The sequence below is a fragment of the Paraburkholderia madseniana genome (assembly GCF_009690905.1).
Classification (GTDB): Bacteria; Pseudomonadota; Gammaproteobacteria; order Burkholderiales; family Burkholderiaceae; genus Paraburkholderia; species Paraburkholderia madseniana.
Genome location: NZ_VOSW01000068.1, coordinates 1 through 21433 on the forward strand (window position 1 = coordinate 1; position 21433 = coordinate 21433).

A 21433-nucleotide genomic window follows, 5' to 3' on the forward strand; every position below is an offset into this window, starting at 1 on the left:
GCGTGAGCGCCTCAAGTCGCTGCCCAATGAAAAACGACCCGGCCGCGCATGCGACCGGGTCGTCAAATCTCGACCTCACCGTTATACCGTTCGTTTCTTGAAGAAGGATCTTAACTGAACGGCATTAGCCCGTCAGCTTGCAACTGTGAAACGACGCCGAGGCAAGCTTGGCGCGCCGCCAGCTCGTGTTGTTCAGATCGCTCGATTGGAACGCCGCATCGACCAGATCGGCCGACGCGAAATCCGCCTGGCGGCCGCGGCAACGAACCCAGCGCGTGTGCGACAGCGCCGCGCCAAAAAATGACGTCTCGACGATCGTGCAGCGATGAAACTCAGCGCCGCGCAAGTCGAGTCGCGACAGATCGGCGCCTTCGAAATCGCAATCGGTGAAATGGAGCGGCTCTCTATTGCCCGCCATGCTCGTGCCAATGAGGCGCTCCACATCGGTGCGCGTGAGTGTGGCGTCGGCCACCACATGAGCTTGCGCGCCCGCAGCGCGCGCCGTTGAATCCAGTGACATGAAGGTTCAGAATGAATTTTGCCGAAAGACCCTAAGCGTACCGGAACGCGCGCCGCCCTGGCGATCCGCGCCGATGGTTTATAGTAACGGCCCCGTCAGAACCCGCTTACGATGACTTCCAACGACGCCACTCATAGCCCGCTGTACGCCAAACTGCTCGCCGAAACCGCCAAAATCGGCTGGACCGAACTCGAACGCTTTTTCGCGCGCGGCATGCTGCTGCGCGTCGCACGCGACATCGATCTGGTGAGCGTCGCCGAAGCCATCGCCAGCGACGACACCACGCAGGTCACGCAATGGCTGTCTTCCGGCCTCGTCGAACGCGTGCAGGCGGAAACCGCCGCCGATTTCGCCGCGCGCGATCCCGATCTGTGGGCAGTGGTCGTCTCGCCATGGGTGTGCGTGCAGGAACGTAATTGAGCGACCCCGCGCACGTCCCGAAGGAAGTCCCCCTGGGGAACGGCGCGAGCGCGACGGCCCCCGCCGTCCCGGTGCGCTGGCATCGCCGGGTGCTGACGCTGGCGTTTCCAATCGTCCTCGCCAATCTCACCCAGCCGATTCTCGGAGCAGTCGACACTGCCGTCGCCGGCCATCTGGATGGCGCGTCCTATCTCGGCGGCGTCGCGCTCGGCGGCCTGTTCTTCAACTTCGTGTTCTGGGGCTTCGGCTTCCTGCGCATGGGCACCACGGGCCTCGTCGCGCAAGCGCACGGCGCGGGGGATCACGCCGAGTTGCGCAACAACGTCGTACGCGCGTTGTTGCTGGCGGCGGCGATCGGCGCCGCGGTGCTTCTGTTGCAAGTGCCACTGATCGATTACGCATTACGCATGATCGGCGGCAGCGACGCGGTGCAGCGCCACGCGCAGATCTACTGCCACGCGCGCATCTGGGCCGCGCCGCTCGCGCTCGGCAACTACGTGGTGCTCGGCTGGCTGCTTGGTACGCAGCAGGTTCGGCTCGCGCTGCTGTCGCAAGTGTTCATCAACAGCGTGAACATCGCGGCGGTGCTGTTGTACGTGTACGTATTCGATTGGGGCGTGGCCGGCATCGGCGCGGCCACGGCCACCGCCGACGCGCTCGGCTTCGTGCTCGGCGCCGCGTTGTTGTGGCACGGCCGGCCGCGCGGTTTGCCTGCGCTAAACCGCGCCTCCCTCTTCGACGCTCCAGCCCTCAAGCGCCTGGTGGTACTGAATCGCGATATCTTCGTACGCACGCTCTGTCTGCTGTCGTCGTTCGGCTGGTTCGCGCATCTCGGCGCGAAGCAAGGTGACGCCACGCTTGCCGCCAACGCGCTGCTGCTCAATTTTCAGACCTTCATGGCTTATGGACTCGACGGCTTCGGTCACGCGGCCGAAGCGCTGGTCGGCGCTGCGATCGGCGCGCGCGACCGGCACGCTTTCGCGCAGGCCATCAAGGTGACCGCGCTATGGTCCGCGCTCGGTGCGCTGGGCTTCTCGCTGGTGTACTGGGGCGCGGGCTCATGGATCATCGAAGGTCTGACCAATCAGGCCGTCGTGCGCGCCACGGCCGAGACTTATCTGCCATGGGCCGCGCTCTTACCGGTGATCTCAGTGTGGGGCTTTCTGCTCGACGGCGTGTTCATCGGCGCCACTCGCACGCATGAACTGATGACGTCGATGGTGGTCTCGTTCGCGGTGTTCGTGGCGGCCTCGTGGGCCTTGCTGGCGCTGTATGGCAATCACGGTTTGTGGGCCGCGATGCTGATCTTCATGGCCGCGCGCGGCGTCACGCTCGCGCGCTTTTTGCCAGGTGTCGTGCGAGGCATGGCGGTGGCAGCGGTCTGAACGACAACGCCGCACACGGTTACGGCTTGAAACAAGCGCACACATATCACGCGTGCACCTCGCCCTAGAATAACTGCAGCCCGCGCTGTCCGCGCGAATAGTCTGCGCGGGTCAGAAGCGCCGGCGTGCCCGCGCCGGTGCTTCGCTTTCGTTCCCGGCAAACGCTCAGGGCGCGGGCGCCATGACGGGCGGACGGTCGTCGGTAGGCACGCCGTGGTAGTCGACGGGATCTTTCGGCGGCGGGCCGCCATGGTGGCCGGAAGGATCGTTGGCACAGCCGGCGAGCCCGGCAGCCAGCATCAAGACAATCAACAAAACGCGGTTCATAGACTCTCGAAACAGAATGACAATAACGGCAACGAAGCGCCGAGAGTCTACCTGCAATTCGCATTCGACGATGTCGCGGCAGGCCGCGTCCCCATGCCACCCCCTGCCATTTTGTTACGCGTGTCCTACTATAGAGGCACGGCTGCGTGTCATAGGAGACTGCCATGGACGCTGAATCGATCGCAGGTCTGATCGGACTTGCAATAGGCCTGCTCGTGCTGCTCGCCCTGTCGATTTTCGAATCGAGAACCTACCGGCGCGAACACGACGGCGAAGGCATGCTGCATCACTGGATCACGCACCAGCACATGCCGCACTGGATGCGTCGCCGGCATTGAGCGGACAAACGGCGCGGCGCACTGCACCTTTTTTCATCCCGACGCAATTCGTGATTGACTCTGGCACCCAATGCCACGTAGAATCTCGGATTCGTCGGAGCGTAGCGCAGCCTGGTAGCGCATCTGATTTGGGATCAGAGGGTCGAAGGTTCGAATCCTTTCGCTCCGACCACGAAAAGCAATACGAAACCCGCGTAGCCTTCGGCTTCGCGGGTTTTTGCTTTTTGGGCGCCAGGGGCTGATGGGAACATTCGGCACGCGCCACCGCCTTGCGTCCTCACGAGCTCGCATGCGACAGTGATTGAAAACCCGGCGCTGTTATCTACGCCGCAACCAGAGTCAAGGAGACACGCATGAATCTGATCCTCTGGCGTCACGCCGAAGCCGAAGATTTCGCCGCGAGCGATCTCGCCCGTGCGCTCACCACACGGGGCCGCAAACAGGCGCAAAACGTCGCCAAGTGGCTGCGCACTCGTCTGCCCGAGGACGCAGTGGTCCTCGCGAGTCCTGCGGTGCGCACCATCCAGACCGCGGAAGCCTTGAGCGACCAGTATCGCGTGGTGCGCGAACTCGCGCCTAACGCCAGTGCGGACGATGTGCTCGAGGCCGCAGGCTGGCCAAAAGGGATCGCACCCACTGTCGTGATCGTCGGCCATCAACCAACCCTCGGCCACGTTGCGGCGCGTTTGCTCGGCAATAGCGGAGCGAGTTGGCCGCTGAAGAAAGCCGGCTTGTGGTGGATCGAGAGCCGTGAGCGCGACGGCGACGACCAAGCCGTGCTGCGCGCGGCGATGAGTCCCGATCTGATCTGAGCTGAACTGAACCGATCAGGTCACGCGGCCTGGTACTCAAAGAGGCGCAGTTGCGCCCGCCAGTCCCAACGGTCGCGCAGAAACAACACATGACCCGCCCGGACCACGACATTACAAGCCGCGCGCACGCAGCTTACGGGCAGTCATCCAATCGTCACAGCTTTGCCATGCGAGCGTCACCAGGCGTTACTACATTGGCGAAAAAAGAAATCTCCCTTTTTTCGACCAGGACGCCACATGCGAGAACTGCCGACGCCCACCCTGCCCCTGGCTTCGATCTTCGAAACGCGCCGCCTGCCGCGCGCCGAAGAGACAGTCACCGCCCAGCATCGCCTGCAAGTGACGTGGGCACGCACCGACGAGCAACTGCGCGAGGCCCAGCGTCTGCGCTACCGTGTATTCGCCGATGAAATGGGCGCCCGTCTGACGGGTCCGGCCGGCCTCGACGTCGATGCGTTCGATTCATACTGCGATCACCTGCTGGTGCGCGATCTCGACACGCTGAAGGTGGTGGGCACCTATCGCGCGCTGCCGCCGCATCAGGCCGCCCGTATCGGACGCCTGTATGCCGAAAGCGAATTCGACGTGTCACGTCTCACGCACCTGCGCGCGAAGATGGTCGAAGTGGGCCGCTCATGCGTGCACCCCGACTATCGCAGCGGCTCGGTGATCATGTCGTTGTGGGCAGGGCTCGCCGCGTACATGAAGCACAACGGCTACGAGACGATGCTCGGCTGCGCGAGTGTCGCGATGGTCGACGGTGGCCACTACGCAGCGAATCTTTACTGCTCGCTGCGCGACAACGCGATGACGGCGCCGGAATATCGCGCGTTCCCGCACACGCCGCTGCCGGTGGAAGAATTGCAAACCGGCGCCGACGTCGCACCGCCGCCGCTGGTGAAGGGCTATCTGCGCCTCGGTGCGAAGATTTGCGGCGCACCGGCCTGGGATCCCGACTTCAACACCGCCGACTTTCTGACGCTGTTGCGCCTGACGGATATCAACGCGCGTTACGCGCGGCACTTCCTCGGCGACGCATCGCCACGCTGAGCGGCACACGCGAACCGCCCGGCATATTCAGCCGGCGGCTGAGCGACTGAAAACTGAAGCGCATAAAAAAAGCCCAGCTAATCCGCCGGGCTTTTTCATTTACCGCGCATGATTCTCAATCGTCCGTGTAAACCACGCGATAGGGAATGCCAACCTTCTCCCACTCTGCGGCTTCCTGGATCAGACTGTAATCCGTCAGCGGATTGTTAGCCACCCACTCATTCGGCAAACGCACTTCGTAACCGCCATTGACCTGCGCAACCGCGATCCCCGGCAAGCCGACATCCGCACGCCGGCGGCACAGCAGCGCCGCGAGCCGCAGACAGAACAGCAGCGGCCATTCCACTTCGCGCGTTTGCGACAGCTTGCCGAGTTTCCCCGCGTGGCCGAGCACCAGCGCAGCGAGCCGCGCCTGGTCGGTGCGCGAAAAACCCGGCATGTCGGCATTGCTGGCGATATAGGCGGAATGCTTGTGATAGGCGCTGTGCGAAATCGACAGTCCGATTTCGTGCAAGGCCGCAGCCCAGCCGAGGAACATGCGATTCTCGGCGCGGCGCTCTTCGTCCGGTTCGGCAAACTGCTCGTAAAAGCGCACCGCGAGTTCACCGATACGCCCGGCCTGCGCGCGGTCCACACCGTAACGGCGCATGAAGCCTTCCACCGTCACCGTGCGCATGTCCTCGTGCTGCGAACGGCCCAGCAGGTCGTACAGCACACCGAGGCGCAGCGCGCCGTCTGTCGTATCGACGTAATCGACGCCGAGTTCGTCGAACACCGCGATCATGATCGACAGGCCGCCGGCCAGCACCGGAATGCGATCGCCCTTCAACGCGACCAGCTTCAGACGATTGACGTTTTCCGCCTTGATCAGCGCGCGCTTGAGGCGCTCCAGCCCACCGCGCGAGATGCCGTGCGTGACGCCCGGATCGTTGAAGCCATTGGCCTCGACCAGTTCGGCGAGCGCCCGCGCGGTGCCGGACGAGCCGATCGCCTGTTCCCAGCCGGTTTTCTTGTATTCGGCAGAAATGATCTGAATTTCACGGCTCGCGGCAAGTTCGGCCTGGCGCATCGTGTATTCGTCGACATTGCCCGCCGGGAAGAATGCGCGGCTATGACTCACGCAGCCGATATACAGGCTCTCCATCTTGATCGGCGTGTAGTGCGAGCCGATGATGAATTCCGTCGAGCCGCCTCCGATATCCACCACGAGACGCTTGCCCGCGCTTGCGGGCACAGAGTGTGCAGCGCCTGCATAAATCAGGCGCGCTTCTTCACGCCCGGCGATCACTTCGATCGGAAAACCGAGCGCGGCTTGCGCCTCGCCGAGAAACTCGCCCGCGTTCTTGGCGATGCGCAACGTATTGGTGGCGACGGCGCGAACGTGATCGGGATGAAAGTCGCGCAGCCGCTCGCCGAAGCGCTTAAGCGCGTCCCAGCCGCGCACTTGCGAGGCGCGGTCGAGCATCTTGTCGCGCGACAGACCGGCGGCAAGACGCACCGGTTCGCGCAACGCATCGACCTGATAGATCTGGCTGCCCGCATCGGTTTCCTCGACCCGGCCTACGATCAGCCGGAAGCTGTTCGAGCCGAGGTCGACGGCAGCGAGGAGTTGTGGAGTAGTGACCATCGAGTAAGCGGACTCCATGCGCGCGAGCGCGGCGGCGGTAGATGCGAAAGGTGCCGGATGCCCACCGGATGCCTTGGGCGCCTTGTGGCCGGCCGCGCTGTTCAAAGACGCCATTCTAAGCGTACCGGACCTCACGATGTCGCCTCGCAGTAATGGGGGTGCCCTATGGTCCCACATGCACTGCGTCATAATTACGACACGCAATGAATACGGCGTAGAATTTATAACTTCGAGAATGTCATAACAACGTCATCATACTGTGAGAATTTCCGAGCGTCTTTTCGTCTCCCCTCCTGACATTCCATTCTCGCTGCCGATGTCCATCCGCTACCCCTTATTGAATCGCGAGCTGGGCATTCTGGGTTTCAACGAGCGTGTGTTGGCACAAGCTGCCGACCCTGCCGTCCCTTTGCTCGAACGCCTGCGCTTCATCTGCATTACCAGTAGCAACCTCGACGAATTCTTCGAAGTCCGCATGGCCGGACTGCAGGAACAGATGCGCGACAACCCGGGCGCAATGTCACCTGATGGCATGTCGCTGCAGCACGTATACGACCTCGTGGTCGAGCGCGCGCAGAGGCTCGTGCATCGCCAGTACACCATGCTGCACGACACGGTGCTCACCGCGCTCGAAGCAGAAGGCATCTATTTTCACGGCACTGAAGCGTGGAACGAAGCGCAGACCGAATGGGCGCGCAACTACTTCTTCGACGAACTGCTGCCGGTGCTCACGCCGATCGGCCTCGATCCGGCTCACCCGTTTCCGCGCGTGCTCAACAAGAGCCTGAACTTCGTCGTCGAACTCGAAGGCAAAGATGCGTTCGGCCGCCAGGCGATGATGGGCATCGTGCAGGCGCCGCGTGCCTTGCCCCGGCTCGTGCGCATGCCGCAGGAGCTGTCGGGCTATCCGCATGGTTTCGTGCTGCTGAGTTCGTTGCTGCAGCGCTTTGTCGGCGAGCTGTTCCCGAATCTGGTGGTGCGGACCTGTAACCAGTTTCGCATCACACGCAATAGCGAACTGTTCGTCGACGAAGACGAAATCACCAATCTGCGTGTCGCGCTGCAGGGCGAACTGCCGGCACGCCATCTGGGCAATGCAGTGCGGCTCGAAGTATCGGCGGAGACGCCCTCGCATGTCGTGCGGCGCCTGCTCGACGAAAGCGGCCTGACCACCAAGGATTGCTATTTCGCCGACGGCCCCGTCAATCTGGTACGGCTGATGCAATTGCCGGAGATGGTGGACCGGCCCGACCTGAAATTCGTGCCGCATATTCCGGCGATTCCGCCGCAGATCGCCAACAGCACCAGCATGTTCGACGTGATCGATCAGGGCGACGTGCTGCTGCATCACCCTTATGAGAGCTTTCAGCCGGTGCTCGAGTTGCTGCTGCAGGCAGCTAAAGACCCGAACGTGATGGCCATCAAGCAGACCATCTATCGCACCGGCACCGACTCGCCGCTGATGGACGCGCTGATGCAAGCCGCGCGCAACGGCAAGGAAGTGACTGTGGTGGTCGAACTGCTCGCGCGCTTCGACGAAGAAACCAACATCAACTGGGCGTCGCAGCTTGAAGCGGTGGGTGCGCACGTCGTGTACGGCGTGGTAGGCCACAAGTGCCACGCGAAGATGATGCTGATCGTGCGGCGCGTCTCGTCGGGCGGCAAGACCACGCTCAAGCGTTACGTGCACCTGGGCACCGGCAACTATCACCCGCGGACCGCGCGTCTTTATACCGACTTCGCCCTGATGACCGCGGATCAGAAAATCTGCGAAGACGTGCACCACGTGTTCCAGCAACTGACCGGCATCGGTGGTGAACTGTCGCTGCACGAGTTGTGGCAGTCGCCGTTCACGCTGCATCCGAAACTGGTTGAATCGATTCGTGCGGAAGCCGAGCATGCGCGCGCCGGCAAGAAGGCGCGCATCGTCGCGAAAATGAACGCGCTGCTCGAACCGACCGTGATTGCCGAGCTGTACGAAGCGTCACAGGCAGGCGTGAAGATCGATCTGATCGTACGTGGCGTGTGTTCGTTGCAACCGGGTGTGCCGGGCCTGTCGGAGAACATCACGGTGCGCTCGATCGTCGGACGCTTTCTCGAGCATCACCGCATCTTCTACTTCTACGACGGCGGCAAGGAACAGGTGTATCTATCGAGCGCCGACTGGATGGACCGTAACTTCTTCCGGCGCGTTGAAGTGGCGTTTCCGGTCAACAACCGTCGCTTGAAGCGGCGTGTGATTGCCGAAGGCCTCTCGGCCTTTCTCGGCGACAACCAGTCCGCGTGGCTCATGCAAAGCGACGGCCACTATCGGCGCCGCCGGCCGGGCAAATCCTCGCGCAATGCCCAGATGAGCCTGCTGGGGAAATTCTGTTCGTGAGTTTGTGATGTCCTGATCGTGTTCGCGCGCCGCCGAAGCAAGCGGCGCTGCACATGAAAAAAGCCCGCCTTGTCTTGTTACAGGCGGGCATTTTTTCAGGCCAACGTTTTCAAACCGGCGCCGGTTGCCGACGCGCCGTGCGAAACACCGGGAAACGCACGGTGAACGTGCTGCCACGTCCCTCTTCGCTCTTCACGTCGAGCTGCGCATCGTGTCGTTGCAGCACATGCTTGACGATGGCGAGACCGAGGCCCGTCCCACCCGTATCGCGCGAGCGGCTGCGGTCAACGCGATAGAAACGCTCGGTCAGACGTGGAATGTCCGCGGCTGGAATCCCCAAGCCGCTGTCCGTGACCGAAAAAACCGCACAGCCGCCGTTGGCCTGCCAACTCACCCTGATCGCACCGCCATCCGGTGTATAGCGGATCGCATTGGTCACGAGGTTGCCCAACGCGCTGAGAATTTCCGTTTCCACGCCAGTGACGGTGAGCCCTTCGTCGGCGTCGAACACGATCTTGTGATGGTCGCTCGACAGGCTTTGCGCGTCGTCGCGCAGATGCCGCAGCACCGCGCGCATATCGATCATCTGATCGCTCGGCGGCTTGTTGTCGCCTTCTAGCTTCGCGAGCACCAGCAAGTCGTTGACGATATGCCGCATGCGCGAAGCCTGCTGCTCCATCAGTTCGAGGTAGCGCCCGCGCTCGGCTTCGCTCAACGGCAGTTCCCGCATCGTCTCGAGAAAACCCGACAATACGGTCAACGGTGTCTTCAATTCATGCGACACGTTAGCGACGAAGTCGCGCCGCATCGCGTCGGTACGCTCCAGCTCGGTGATGTCTTGCGACAGCACCAGCTTGCGATTCTCGCCATACGGAAACACCTGCACCGACAGCACGTTCTGGCGCTTCTCGCCCATGCCGCGCATGATCAGCATCTGTTCGTAGCGTTGCGAATTCAGATAGCGCACGAAATCGGGCTGACGCACGAGATGTGTGATGTGCTGGCGCAGATCGCGTTTCGCATCGAGTCCGAAATGGAGTTCGGAGATCGCGTTGCACCACTCGATCTGATCGTGATCGTCGAGCATCGCCACGCCGTTCGGCGACGCCTGGATCGCCTGGATGAAACGCGAATGCTGTTGTTCGACCTGACGCACCTGCGCATGCCAGCGCTTCGCAAGCTTATGCAGACGGTAGTAGATTTCGCCCCAGATGCCGGGGGCGCTCGGCACTTCGCCGTAGACCGGAGCGTCGAGCAGGCGCCACAAACGCTGCTTGTGGAAGGTGCTGAAGAAGCTCTGCGCGAGCAGCATGACGATCGCGAGGACCAGCCCTGCCTTGACGTTCACGAGTGCGCCGACCACCACGCACAGAACAGCCAGCAGCACGACCGACACGATGGAGCGCGCCCAGATGATGTTCATGTTCTAGCGATCGAAGAGAAAACCGTCCACGCCGGGATCTGAAATCGCGGCGCCTAACGTAACCGACGTAACCGATGTGGCCTATGTGGTGTATGCGACATCTATAACGCGCGTGGCTCAAGCATCGCCACTCGCGCTACCGCGCAAAGTCAGGCGCTCTTCGCGAGCCGGTAGCCGCTGCCGCGTACCGTCTCAATCATAGCATCGCACCCGGCCGGCTTGAGTGCCGCGCGCAGACGCTTGATGTGCACATCCACCGTGCGCTCTTCGACGAACACGTGGTCGCCCCACACCTGATCGAGCAGTTGCGTGCGGCTGTGCACGCGCTCCGGGTGCGTCATGAAGAAGTGCAGCAGACGGAACTCGGTCGGGCCGAGATCGAGCTTGATCTCGCTGCCTTCGGCGTGCGCGGCGACGCGGTGCGTTGCCGGATCGAGCTTCAGACCGTTGATCGCCACCAGGTCTTCGGTCAACTGCGGCGCGCGGCGGCGCAACACCGCCTTGATGCGCGCCATCAGTTCTTTCGGCGAAAACGGTTTGGTGACGTAGTCGTCGGCGCCGATTTCGAGGCCGAGCACCTTGTCCTGCTCATCGCCACGTGCGGTCAGCATGATGATCGGAATGTGCTTGGTGCGCTCGTTGTTGCGCAGATCGCGAGCGAACGCGATGCCCGACTTGCCCGGCAACATCCAGTCGAGCAGCACGAGGTCGGGCAGTACGTCGCTGATCAGGTTCTGCGCCTGCTCCGCGTTGTACGCGCGAATCGGGCAGTGTCCGGCGTGTTGAAGATTCACCGAAATCAGTTCGGAAATGGCGGGCTCATCTTCAATGACGAGAATGCTGCTGGGCATCGGCACCTCTGATCCTTATAACTGATTAACTGAGTGCTTCGCGTTCGAGCGCGTCGCGCGACTTGTGCCGCACGTCGGTGCCCTTGACGATGTAGATGATGAATTCAGCGATGTTTTTCGCGTGGTCGCCGATCCGTTCGATCGCCTTGGCGATGAACAGAAAATCGAGGCCCACCGAAATCGAACGCGGATCTTCAGTCATGTACGAAATCAGCTTGCGAACGAAAGCGCGGAATTCTTCGTCGATCGCCTTGTCGTCGCGCATGATCTGCGCGGCAGCGACCGTGTCCAGACGCGCAAAGGCGTCCAGCGCGCGGCGCAGGATCGATACCGCCATTTCGCCCGACAATTTGATCTCGGCGATATTGATGCTGCGCGAAGCGCCGTCTTCCATCAGACGCTTGGTGCGCTTGGCGATTTTTTCGGCTTCGTCGCCGGCGCGCTCGAGATTCGTGATGGTCTTCGAAATCGCGATCAGGAGGCGCAAGTCGCGCGCGGCCGGTTGACGGCGCGCGATGATGTTGCTGCACTCTTCGTCGATCTCGACTTCCATCGTGTTCAGACGGTCTTCAGCGGCGATCACCTGCTCGCACACATCGAGGTCGAAGTTGTTGAGCGCGATCATCGCGTTGACGATCTGCGACTCGACCAGGCCGCCCATTTCGAGCACCTTCGAGGAAACGAGGTTCAGGTCGGCGTCGAACTGGCTGGACAGATGTTTATCGGACATGTCGTACTCCGTTGTTTTTGCGCGGCGGCTTAGCCGAAGCGGCCAGTGATGTAGTCCTCGGTTTCCTTGCGGACCGGTTTGATGAAGATCTTTTCGGTGTCGCCGAATTCGATCAGTTCACCGAGGTACATATAGGCAGTGTAGTCCGAACAGCGTGCGGCCTGTTGCATGTTGTGCGTCACGATTACAACCGTGTAATCGCTCTTCAATTCGGCGATCAGTTCTTCGATGCGGCCCGTGGAAATCGGGTCGAGCGCGGAACACGGCTCGTCGAGCAGCAGCACTTCAGGACGGATCGCGATACCGCGCGCGATACACAGACGCTGTTGCTGACCGCCGGACAAACCGTAGCCGCTCTGGCCCAATTTATCCTTGACTTCGTTCCACAGCGCGGCCTTGGTCAACGCCCATTCCACGCGGTCGTCCATTTCCGAACGCGGCAGCGTTTCGAACATCTTCACACCGAACGCGATGTTGTCGTAGATCGACATCGGAAACGGCGTCGGCTTCTGGAACACCATGCCGATCCGCGCGCGCAGCAGCGAAATATCGCGCTTGGAGGTCAGCAGGTTTTCGCCGTCCATCAGGATCTCGCCTTCGGCGTGTTGCTCCGGATAGAGCGCGTACATCTTGTTGAGCGTGCGCAGCAAGGTGGACTTGCCGCAACCCGACGGGCCGATGAAGGCAGTGACCTTGCCTTCGGGAATCCGCAGATTGATGTTCTTCAGCGCGTGATACTTGCCGTAGAAGAAGTTCAGGTCGTTGATTTCGATCTTCGGACGCGACGGGGCTTGCGCCTGGCCGCTTTGGGCGGGATCGAAACCGGCCGGCGCCGTGGGACGCGTGCCCGGATTGAGTTGAGTTTCTGCCATATTCATCGGATTACACTCCGCCCTTACTTATTCGAAAAGATCGTGCGCGCGAGGATGTTCAATCCCAGCACCGCGAGCGTGATCAGGAAGACACCGGCCCACGCGAGCGATTGCCACTGCGCAAACGGGCTCATCGCGAACTTGTAGATCGTGACCGGCAGGTTCGCAACCGGCTGGTCCATGTTCCACGAGAAGAACTGGTTCGACAACGCGGTGAAGAGCAGCGGCGCCGTTTCACCGGCAATGCGCGCGACGCCGAGCAGCACGCCGGTGATAATGCCCGCGATCGAAGCTTTCAGCGTGATCGACATCACCATCTTCCACTTCGGCGTGCCGAGTGCGAAAGCGGCTTCGCGCAGCGCATTCGGCACCAGCTTCAGCATGTTCTCGGTGGTGCGGATCACGATCGGAATCTGCAGCAGCGCGAGCGCGAATACGCCGGCCCAACCGCTGAAGTGGCCCATCTTCGCCACGACGAGCGCGTAGACGAACAGACCGACGACGATCGACGGTGCCGACAACAGGATGTCGTTGATGAAGCGCGTGAGACTGGCGAGCCAGCCCTTCTGCCCGTATTCGGCGAGATACACGCCCGCCAGAATGCCGATCGGCGTGCCGACAAAAGTTGCGAGCGCAACCAGCATCACGCTGCCGACGATCGCGTTGGCGAGACCACCGCCATCGGTGTTCGGCGGCGGTGTGGATTGCGTGAACAATTCGACCGACAAGCCGCCGATGCCGAGGCGCAGCGTCGTATAAAGAATCCACACCAGCCACAGCAGGCCGAACGCCATGGCCGCGAGCGACAGCGTCAGCGCAACGGCATTCTTCGCGCGGCGGCGGCCTTGCAGACGCACGCGCATCGCTTCGAGCGCGACGGCGTCGTTCGAACCCGGCATATTCAAGGTGGGCTGGCTCATTTCGCGCCCTCCCCTTTTTCGAGGCGAAGCAGCATGACCTTCGAGATCGCCAGCACGATGAAAGTAATCACAAAGAGGATCAACCCGAGTTCCATCAGCGCCGACGTATGCAGGCCCGGATCCGCTTCCGCGAATTCGTTGGCGAGCGCCGAGGTAATACTGTTGCCCGGCGAAAACAGCGAGACGTTATCGAGCAGATTGGTGTTGCCGATCACGAACGTGACCGCCATGGTCTCGCCGAGCGCGCGGCCGAGGCCGAGCATCACGCCGCCGATCACGCCGCTCTTGGTAAAGGGCAGCACGATCTTCCACATCACTTCCCAGGTCGTGCAGCCGATGCCGTACGCCGACTCCTTCAACAGGACCGGCGTGACTTCGAACACGTCACGCATCACCGAAGCGATGTACGGAATGATCATGATGGCGAGGATAACCCCGGCGCACAGGATGCCGATGCCGATCGGTGCGCCCTTAAACAACGCACCGACGATAGGAATGCCGCTGAGGAGCGTGCCGAGCGGCTTTTCGAACCACGTAGCGAAGATCGGCGCGAACACCAGCAGACCCCACATGCCGTAGACGATCGACGGAATCGCGGCAAGCAGTTCGATGGCGACGCCGAGCGGACGGCGCAGCCACGCGGGCGCGAGTTCGGTCAGGAAAAGTGCGATGCCGAAGCTGACGGGCACCGCGATGATGAGTGCAATGAGCGAGGTCGCGATCGTGCCGTAAATAGGCACCAATGCGCCGAATTGCTTGCTTGGTGGATCCCAGTCGGCGGTCCATAGGAACGCGAGGCCGAACTGCTTGATCGACGGCAGGGACGCGACGATCAGCGAAACGATAATGCCGCCGAGCAGCAACAGGGTGACGATGGCGGAGAGACGGGCAAGGCCGCCGAAGATGACGTCGCCGGCGCGGCTGGGCGCTTTCTGCTGCGACGTGCTGCCGGGCGGTGTCGACTTCGCCGCGCCAGACGCTAATTGGATATCGGACATGAGAGCCTGATGGACCTGTTTCCAGTTGCCGTACGACACTTGTCGCGCGGCGGACAATGCTGGCTAATGCCGGGGTAACGCCATTGGCCGTCCTCGAATGAGGACGGCCAATGTATTGCCGCATGCTTACTGCATGCTGTGTCGCTTAGTTGCGGCGCCTAGCTGCGTCGCTTATTCAGCGATCGGCTTGCCCGCAGCGTCCTTCACCTTCGACTTCCACTGCGTGCGGATTTCCGACACAACCGAATCCGGCAGCGAGATGTAGTCCAGATCGTTCGCAGCCTGCGAGCCATTCTTGAACGCCCAGTCGAAGAACTTCAGCGTTTCGGTGCCTTGCGCCGGCTTGTCCTGCGCCGTGTGCAGCAGCACGAACGTTGCGCCGACGATCGGCCATGCGTTCTTGCCCGGCTCGTTCGTCAGGATCTGGTAGAACGACTTCGACCAGTCCGCGCCCGCTGCCGCTGCCTTGAACGTTTCCGTCTTCGGCTCGACCACCGTGCCCGACGAATTCTTCAGGCCGACATACGTCATCTTGTTCTGCTTCGCGTACGCCCATTCGACGTAGCCGATTGCGCCCGGCAGACGTTGCACGAAAGCTGCGACGCCGTCGTTGCCCTTGCCGCCCGTACCCGTCGGCCAGTTGACCGTCGAACCTTCACCAACCTTCGACTTCCAGTCAGCATTGACCTTCGACAGGTAGTTCGTCCAGATGAAGCTGGTGCCCGAACCGTCGGCGCGGCGAACCACGGCGATGTCGGTATCCGGCAGCTTAGCCTTCGGGTTCAGCGCAACGATCGCCGGATCGTTCCACTTCTTGATCTTGCCCAGGTAGATGTCGCCGAGCACTTCGCCCGACAGCGTCAGTTCACCCGGCGTCACGCCCGGCACATTGACGACCGGCACCACGCCGCCGACAACCGTCGGGAACTGGAACAGGCCTTCCTTCGCGAGGTCTTCGTCCTTCAGCGGAGCGTCCGAACCAGCGAAGTCAACAGTCTTCGCGACGATCTGCTTCACGCCACCCGACGAACCGATACCTTGATAGTTGACCTTGCCGCCACCCGACTTCTGGTAGGCATCGGCCCACTTCGTGTAGATCGGTGCTGCGAAGGTGCTGCCCGCGCCGGTGATGTCTGCGGCTTGCGCTGCGATCGCGAAAAGCGCGCCAGCGACGCCAGCGAACACGGTTTGCATCAATTTCATGAGACCTCCAAGGGGTGTGAGCGGTGTGAGCGAGTAACACGAACACCGCGAAGCTTAGGGTCTCTTTGTGACAGTAACGTGACTAACCGTGAAACGGATGTGACAGTGGGATTACTAAGGTGAAAGGCGCACGCGCGGACAAATCGCCGGTTTAGCGGCGTTGCGGGCGTCGTTTTACAGATTAGACGAAAAAAATGGGACGCGAACGTTTGCGTGTGGGGAGACGCGTATTGCAGAGGGGTGCGGCAGCGGGGACGCGCTCATGGTCGTCCCTCGCCGCCGTAGGCCAGGCGCGGTTTAGGCCGTGGCCAGCTTGACCGCGTTAGCGATCGCTTCGGAATGGCGAACCGCGTCGTCGACTTTTTCCGCCTCCACCATCACGCGCAGAACGGGCTCGGTGCCCGAGGCCCGAATCAGCACGCGGCCGCGGCCGTTCAGCGCTGCCTCGGCCGTGCTGATGGCGCGGCGGATCGCATCGCTGCCCTTCCAGTCCGCGCCGGGCTGCATCCGCACGTTGATCAGCTTCTGCGGAAACAGCGTCACACCGTGGAGCAGTTCGGCGAGCGTTTTGTCGCTGCGCTTCATCGCGGCCAGCACCAGCAGGGCCGACACGATGCCGTCGCCGGTCGAATGGCGGTCAAGGGAGAGAATATGGCCGGAGCCTTCCGCGCCCAGTTGCCAGCCGTGTTCACGCAACTGTTCGAGCACGTAACGGTCGCCCACCGCCGCACGGACGAACTTCACGCCGGCTTCCTGCAGCGCGACTTCGACCGCCATGTTGGTCATCAAGGTGCCGACCGCGCCTTCCACTTTACCGTCGGTCGCCATCCGGTCCTTGACCAGCACGTATAGCAACTCGTCGCCGTTATACAGGCGACCTGCCGCGTCCACGACCTGCAGCCGGTCAGCGTCGCCGTCGAGCGCGATGCCGAGGTCCGCGTGGTTCGCGCGCACCGCGCGCACCAGCGCGTCCGGCGCGGTCGCGCCGACGCCGTCGTTGATGTTGAAGCCGTTCGGCGCGACGCCGATCGGAATCACATCGGCGCCGAGTTCATGGAACACGTGCGGCGCGACGTCGTACGCGGCACCGTGCGCACAGTCGACCACCAGCTTCAGGCCGCGCAAGTCGAACGCTGCCGGGAACGTGCTCTTGCAGAACTCGATATAGCGGCCGGCAGCGTCATCGAGGCGCCGCGCCTTGCCGAGTTGCTCGGAGGCCGCGCACGCGAGCGGCAGGTCGAGTTGTTCTTCGATCTGCAGTTCCACTTCGTCGGGCAGCTTGTTGCCGTCGGCGGAGAAGAATTTGATGCCGTTGTCGTAGTACGGGTTGTGCGACGCGCTGATCACGACGCCCGCGGCGAGCCGCAGTGCGCGCGTCAGATAGGCAATACCCGGGGTCGGCATAGGCCCGGCCAGCATGACGTCGACGCCCGCCGCGGAAAAGCCCGCTTCGAGCGCGGCTTCGAGCATATAGCCCGACACCCGTGTGTCTTTACCGATCAGCACCGTGGGCCGTGCGCCCGTTCTCGCCCAGCGGTCCGCGCCCGCGAGCACCTTGCCGGCAGCGTAGCCGAGCCGCAATACAAACTCCGGCGTAATCGGCCCTTCGCCGACCTTGCCCCGAATCCCATCCGTTCCGAAATAACGACGTGCCATGTTTTATGTTCCTCCTTGGCTTGCGGGTTCAGCCGCGCGCGCGGCTGTGATTCGCCGCGTCGCGCATGGCCGCCCATACTTTCAATGCATCCACTGTTTGCGCGACATCGTGCACGCGCAGAATTGCCGCACCGCGCCCGGCAGCACACACCGCTGCGGCGATGCTGCCCGCGACGCGCTCCGGCGCCGGGCGTCCGACAACCGCGCCGACCATCGACTTGCGCGACATGCCGGCGAGAATGGGGTACGGCGGCTCGGCCCGCGGCGCCGTGTCCGGCAGGTGCGCGAGCAGCGCGTAATTGTGTTCGATCACCGCTTTGCCGAAACCAAAGCCCGGGTCCACGCTGATGCGAGCACGAGCGATGCCCGCCTGCTTCAGAGTTGCTACCCGTTCTTCGAGAAATTGCCGCACCTCGCTCACCACGTCGTCATAGACGGGCTCACCGAGCTGCATGGTCTGCGGCTCGCCGAGCATATGCATCACACACAGACCGCATTCGCTGTCGCGTACGGCGTCGACCGCACCGGGCATCCGGAAGCCCCAGATATCGTTGATCAGGTCGGCGCCCGCGGTCAGTGCGTGACGCATCACTTCCGGCTTGTACGTATCCACCGACAACGGCACATTCGCGCCGCGCAGTTGTTCGACCAGCGGGATCACCCGCTCAAGTTCTTCGTCGAGCGGCACGGGCGGCGCACCCGGACGGGTCGACTCGCCGCCGATGTCGATGATGTCCGCGCCGTCGAGCATCATGCGCTCGGCCTGGCGTAGCGCATCGCCGCGCATCGCGTACTGACCGCCGTCGGAAAACGAGTCGGGCGTGACGTTCAGGATGCCCATGATCAACGGGCGTTCAAAGGTCAGCTTGAAGCGGCCGCATTGCAGCGGTTCGGGGAGGGGAAGAGATGGAAATTCGACTTTCGACACGTAGCGGTCAATCACGTAAAACGAATAAATGCAAAACGGGCCGGTGTGAATCACACCGGCCCGCACTTTCTACTGGTCGCCGATCAGGCCGGCGCGGTCGCGCTGCCCGGCTTGACCTCGGTGCCCGGGCTGCCACCCGACGAGGCGTCGCCAACCGACGGCGGCGAGCTCTTCGGCGAACGCGGCGGACGGCCTGCCATGATATCGTTGATCTGATCGGCGTCGATCGTTTCCCACTCCATCAGCGCGGCGGTCATCGCTTCAACCTTGTCGCGGTTCTCGTCCAGCAGGCGCTTGGCGAGGTTGTACTGCTCGTCGAGCACGCGGCGGATTTCCGCGTCGACCTTTTGCTGCGTCGCTTCCGAAATGGTCCGCGTGAAGCCACGGCCAAACGGCGTTGCGTCGTTTTCGTCGTCGACGTAGACCATCGGTCCGAGTGCGTCGGTCATACCGAAGCGAGCCACCATGGCGCGGGCCGTAGCCGTTGCCTTGTTGAAATCGTCCGACGCGCCGGTGCTGATCAGGTTCAGGAACAGCTCTTCCGCGACACGGCCACCGAACAGGATCGCGAGGCGATCCAGCAGGTAGTCCTTCGAATACGTTTCGTTGTCATGTTCCGGCAACTGCCACGTCACACCCAGCGCTCGGCCGCGCGGAATAATCGTGACCTTGTGCACCGGATCAGCCTTCGGCAACAGCTTGGCGATCACCGCGTGACCCGACTCGTGATACGCGGTGGCGCGCTTCGATTCTTCGCGAATCACGGCCGACTTGCGCTCCGGACCCATGAAGATCTTGTCCTTCGCGTCTTCGAAATCCGCCATCTCGACGATGCGCTTGCCGCGGCGGGCCGCGAACAATGCTGCCTCGTTGACCAGGTTCGCCAGATCGGCGCCCGAGAAGCCCGGCGTGCCGCGTGCGATCACCGCTGCGTCGACGTCGTTCGAAATCGGCACCTTGCGCAGGTGAACCTTCATGATGTGCTCGCGACCACGGATGTCCGGCAGACCGACGTACACCTGACGGTCGAAACGGCCCGGACGCAGCAGCGCCTTGTCGAGCACGTCCGAACGGTTCGTGGCAGCGATCACGATCACGCCCGAGTTCGCTTCGAAGCCGTCCATCTCGACCAGCATCTGGTTCAAGGTCTGTTCGCGCTCGTCGTTACCGCCGCCCATGCCGGCGCCGCGATGACGGCCGACCGCGTCGATTTCGTCGATGAACACGATACACGGCGCATGCTTCTTGGCCTGCTCGAACATGTCGCGCACACGAGCCGCACCTACGCCTACAAACATTTCCACGAAGTCCGAACCCGAGATGCTGAAGAACGGCACCTTCGCCTCACCGGCGATAGCGCGCGCCAGCAGCGTCTTACCCGTTCCCGGTGGGCCGACCAGCAGCACGCCGCGCGGAATGCGTCCGCCCAGCTTCTGGAATTTCTGCGGATCGCGCAGGAAGTCGACCAGTTCGGAAACTTCTTCCTTGGCTTCGTCGCAACCGGCGACGTCGGTGAAATTGATTGCGTTGTTGTTTTCGTCGATCAGACGTGCACGGGATTTACCGAACGAGAACGCACCGCCTTTCCCGCCTCCCTGCATCTGTCGCATCATGTAGAACCAGAAGCCGATGATCAGGATCGTTGGTCCGAGGTAGTACAGCGCGGACACCAGCGCATTCGGTTCGTCATCAGCCTTCCCGCTCACCTGAACGCCATACTTCATCAGATCGCCGACCATCCAGATGTCGCCGGGCGACACGATCTGGTACTTCTGGCCGTCTGCTGGAGTGACCGTGAGGTTCCGCCCCTGGACAATGACGTTCTTGACTTTGCCGTTCTTCGCGTCGTCCATGAACTGCGAATAGGAAACGCCTTCCTGGACACGGGGCTTGTCGAACTGCTTGAACACCGTAAACAGCACCAGTGCGATAACCAGCCACACTGCTGCTTTCGAAAACATATTGTTGTTCAAAGCACCACTCCTTCACTTAGACGGGCGCCTACATTTGCCTTGCGGCACCACGAAAGCATTCTAATCCAGTCCGCAGACCCCTGCCATAAGGTTTCACTACCACACAAATAGCGTAGCGGGCCATTTCAGCGCCAATTTCCGGTGCTGTAGGCACATTATCGGCAGATGCGGAACCTTCCTGCAGCGCACCTATGCGGGCCGCTTCAGATGCTTACCCAAAATAAACGTTTCTGACGATTTGTCCCGCGAGGCTTTCGGCTTGCGGGCCGCCACCACCTTGAACTGGCGCTTGAACTTTTCGACAATCTGGCTGTAACCGCTGCCATGAAAACATTTGACTAAAAGGGCGCCATCCGGCTTCAGGTGGTTTTGCGAAAACTCCATCGCGATATCGCACAGATGCTCGATTCGCGCGGCATCCGCGACCGCCACTCCCGACAGGTTGGGCGCCATATCCGAAATTACAAGATCAACCTGGCGTTCGCCGACTAATTCTTCGAGTTGCTCGAGAACCGAGTCTTCGCGGAAGTCGCCCTGAATGAAATGGACGTCGGCGATCGGTTCCATCGGCAGCATGTCCAGCGCGATGATCGTGCCGTCGATGCCGCCCTCGCGCTCGGCGTCGCGCTGCGAGCCCTTGGCGAGCTTGTTGCGGGCGTACTGGCTCCAACTGCCCGGTACCGAGCCGAGATCGACGATCACCTGGCCTGGCCGGATCAGCTTGTCCTGCTCGTCGATTTCCTTCAGCTTGTAGGCTGCACGGGCGCGATAGCCCTCCCGCTGCGCCATTTTGACGTACGGGTCATTGATGTGATCATGCAACCACGCCGTGTTGAACTTGTTTTTTGCCATTAAAGGTGAACTCTTGCTGCGAAATGTGGCGCTTTAGGGGATAATACGCGGTTAATTCGCGCGGCCACCGCCAAAACTGGCAGTCATCCGCGATTCTGTTGTTCTGACGCGCCGCCCTGCGCTATTGGCCGAATCTCTCGGAAATGCAGGTGCCGCCATTTTAGTCGA

Annotated in this window: 19 protein-coding genes, 1 tRNA gene and 1 pseudogene; 7 read left to right on the forward strand and 14 right to left on the reverse strand. The window is 62.0% G+C overall.

Going from position 1 to position 21433, the window contains the following annotated elements; all coding sequences use genetic code 11:
• Nucleotides 1-127: 127 nt before the first annotated feature.
• Nucleotides 128-520, reverse strand: a pseudogene (locus FSO04_RS30040) (pentapeptide repeat-containing protein); the annotation flags it as partial.
• Between the two features lie 111 nt (nucleotides 521-631).
• On the opposite strand from FSO04_RS30040, the gene FSO04_RS30045 reads away from it, so the two are divergent.
• Complete coding sequence (locus FSO04_RS30045; protein ID WP_154565256.1) at nucleotides 632-940, forward strand: DUF2288 domain-containing protein; 309 nt, start codon at nucleotides 632-634, stop codon at nucleotides 938-940.
• Entirely contained in the window at nucleotides 937-2325 is a 1389-nt protein-coding gene (locus FSO04_RS30050; RefSeq protein WP_414693480.1) for an MATE family efflux transporter, read from the forward strand. The genes FSO04_RS30045 and FSO04_RS30050 overlap by 4 nt, the downstream gene beginning before the upstream one ends.
• A 165-nt stretch (nucleotides 2326-2490) precedes the next feature.
• Here FSO04_RS30050 and FSO04_RS46495 read toward each other — a convergent pair whose 3' ends face one another.
• On the reverse strand, nucleotides 2491-2652 hold the full coding sequence (locus FSO04_RS46495; protein WP_166618273.1) for a hypothetical protein: 162 nt from the start codon (nucleotides 2650-2652) through the stop codon (nucleotides 2491-2493).
• 164 nt (nucleotides 2653-2816) lie between these two features.
• On the opposite strand from FSO04_RS46495, the gene FSO04_RS46500 reads away from it, so the two are divergent.
• The 4 genes from FSO04_RS46500 to FSO04_RS30065 all read left to right on the forward strand — a co-directional run bounded on the left by FSO04_RS46500 (nucleotide 2817) and on the right by FSO04_RS30065 (nucleotide 4852).
• On the forward strand, nucleotides 2817-2990 hold the full coding sequence (locus FSO04_RS46500; RefSeq protein ID WP_166618274.1) for a hypothetical protein: 174 nt from the start codon (nucleotides 2817-2819) through the stop codon (nucleotides 2988-2990).
• A 95-nt stretch (nucleotides 2991-3085) separates the two neighbouring features.
• Nucleotides 3086-3162: transfer RNA gene (locus FSO04_RS30055), tRNA-Pro, on the forward strand.
• A 181-nt stretch (nucleotides 3163-3343) separates the two neighbouring features.
• Nucleotides 3344-3802: a phosphohistidine phosphatase SixA gene (gene sixA / locus FSO04_RS30060; RefSeq protein WP_154565257.1), complete on the forward strand. Its 459-nt coding sequence runs from the start codon at nucleotides 3344-3346 to the stop codon at nucleotides 3800-3802.
• A gap of 237 nt (nucleotides 3803-4039) precedes the next feature.
• Nucleotides 4040-4852, forward strand: a complete 813-nt coding sequence (locus tag FSO04_RS30065) for a GNAT family N-acetyltransferase (RefSeq protein ID WP_154565258.1) — start codon at nucleotides 4040-4042, stop codon at nucleotides 4850-4852.
• 115 nt (nucleotides 4853-4967) lie between these two features.
• Here FSO04_RS30065 and ppx read toward each other — a convergent pair whose 3' ends face one another.
• Complete coding sequence (ppx, locus tag FSO04_RS30070) at nucleotides 4968-6593, reverse strand: exopolyphosphatase (protein WP_154565259.1); 1626 nt, start codon at nucleotides 6591-6593, stop codon at nucleotides 4968-4970.
• 202 nt (nucleotides 6594-6795) lie between these two features.
• Between ppx and ppk1 the strand changes: the two genes are divergently transcribed.
• Complete coding sequence (gene ppk1, locus FSO04_RS30075; protein WP_154565260.1) at nucleotides 6796-8859, forward strand: polyphosphate kinase 1; 2064 nt, start codon at nucleotides 6796-6798, stop codon at nucleotides 8857-8859.
• Between the two features lie 109 nt (nucleotides 8860-8968).
• Here the strand turns inward: ppk1 and phoR are convergent, their stop codons facing one another.
• From phoR to FSO04_RS30130, 11 genes are all read right to left on the reverse strand, one after another.
• Nucleotides 8969-10282: a phosphate regulon sensor histidine kinase PhoR gene (gene phoR / locus FSO04_RS30080; RefSeq protein ID WP_154565261.1), complete on the reverse strand. Its 1314-nt coding sequence runs from the start codon at nucleotides 10280-10282 to the stop codon at nucleotides 8969-8971.
• Between the two features lie 149 nt (nucleotides 10283-10431).
• Complete coding sequence (gene phoB, locus FSO04_RS30085) at nucleotides 10432-11133, reverse strand: phosphate regulon transcriptional regulator PhoB (RefSeq protein WP_028199153.1); 702 nt, start codon at nucleotides 11131-11133, stop codon at nucleotides 10432-10434.
• 25 nt (nucleotides 11134-11158) lie between these two features.
• Nucleotides 11159-11863 (reverse strand): phosphate signaling complex protein PhoU, encoded by a 705-nt coding sequence (gene phoU / locus FSO04_RS30090; RefSeq protein ID WP_054036271.1) that lies wholly within the window; start codon nucleotides 11861-11863, stop codon nucleotides 11159-11161.
• A gap of 29 nt (nucleotides 11864-11892) precedes the next feature.
• Complete coding sequence (gene pstB, locus FSO04_RS30095; RefSeq protein ID WP_154565262.1) at nucleotides 11893-12741, reverse strand: phosphate ABC transporter ATP-binding protein PstB; 849 nt, start codon at nucleotides 12739-12741, stop codon at nucleotides 11893-11895.
• A 17-nt stretch (nucleotides 12742-12758) separates the two neighbouring features.
• On the reverse strand, nucleotides 12759-13655 hold the full coding sequence (gene pstA / locus FSO04_RS30100; protein WP_154565263.1) for a phosphate ABC transporter permease PstA: 897 nt from the start codon (nucleotides 13653-13655) through the stop codon (nucleotides 12759-12761).
• Nucleotides 13652-14653, reverse strand: a complete 1002-nt coding sequence (gene pstC, locus FSO04_RS30105; protein WP_154565264.1) for a phosphate ABC transporter permease PstC — start codon at nucleotides 14651-14653, stop codon at nucleotides 13652-13654. Before pstC ends, pstA begins: the two co-directional genes overlap by 4 nt.
• A 171-nt stretch (nucleotides 14654-14824) precedes the next feature.
• Nucleotides 14825-15856: a phosphate ABC transporter substrate-binding protein PstS gene (gene pstS, locus FSO04_RS30110; RefSeq protein WP_154565265.1), complete on the reverse strand. Its 1032-nt coding sequence runs from the start codon at nucleotides 15854-15856 to the stop codon at nucleotides 14825-14827.
• A 297-nt stretch (nucleotides 15857-16153) separates the two neighbouring features.
• Entirely contained in the window at nucleotides 16154-17512 is a 1359-nt protein-coding gene (gene glmM / locus FSO04_RS30115; protein WP_154565266.1) for a phosphoglucosamine mutase, read from the reverse strand.
• Nucleotides 17513-17540: 28 nt separating this feature from the next.
• Nucleotides 17541-18440: a dihydropteroate synthase gene (gene folP, locus FSO04_RS30120; RefSeq protein WP_174825320.1), complete on the reverse strand. Its 900-nt coding sequence runs from the start codon at nucleotides 18438-18440 to the stop codon at nucleotides 17541-17543.
• Nucleotides 18441-18523: 83 nt separating this feature from the next.
• On the reverse strand, nucleotides 18524-20413 hold the full coding sequence (ftsH, locus tag FSO04_RS30125; RefSeq protein WP_074282683.1) for an ATP-dependent zinc metalloprotease FtsH: 1890 nt from the start codon (nucleotides 20411-20413) through the stop codon (nucleotides 18524-18526).
• Nucleotides 20414-20602: 189 nt separating this feature from the next.
• Entirely contained in the window at nucleotides 20603-21265 is a 663-nt protein-coding gene (locus FSO04_RS30130) for an RlmE family RNA methyltransferase (protein WP_054036258.1), read from the reverse strand.
• Nucleotides 21266-21433 lie beyond the last annotated feature (168 nt).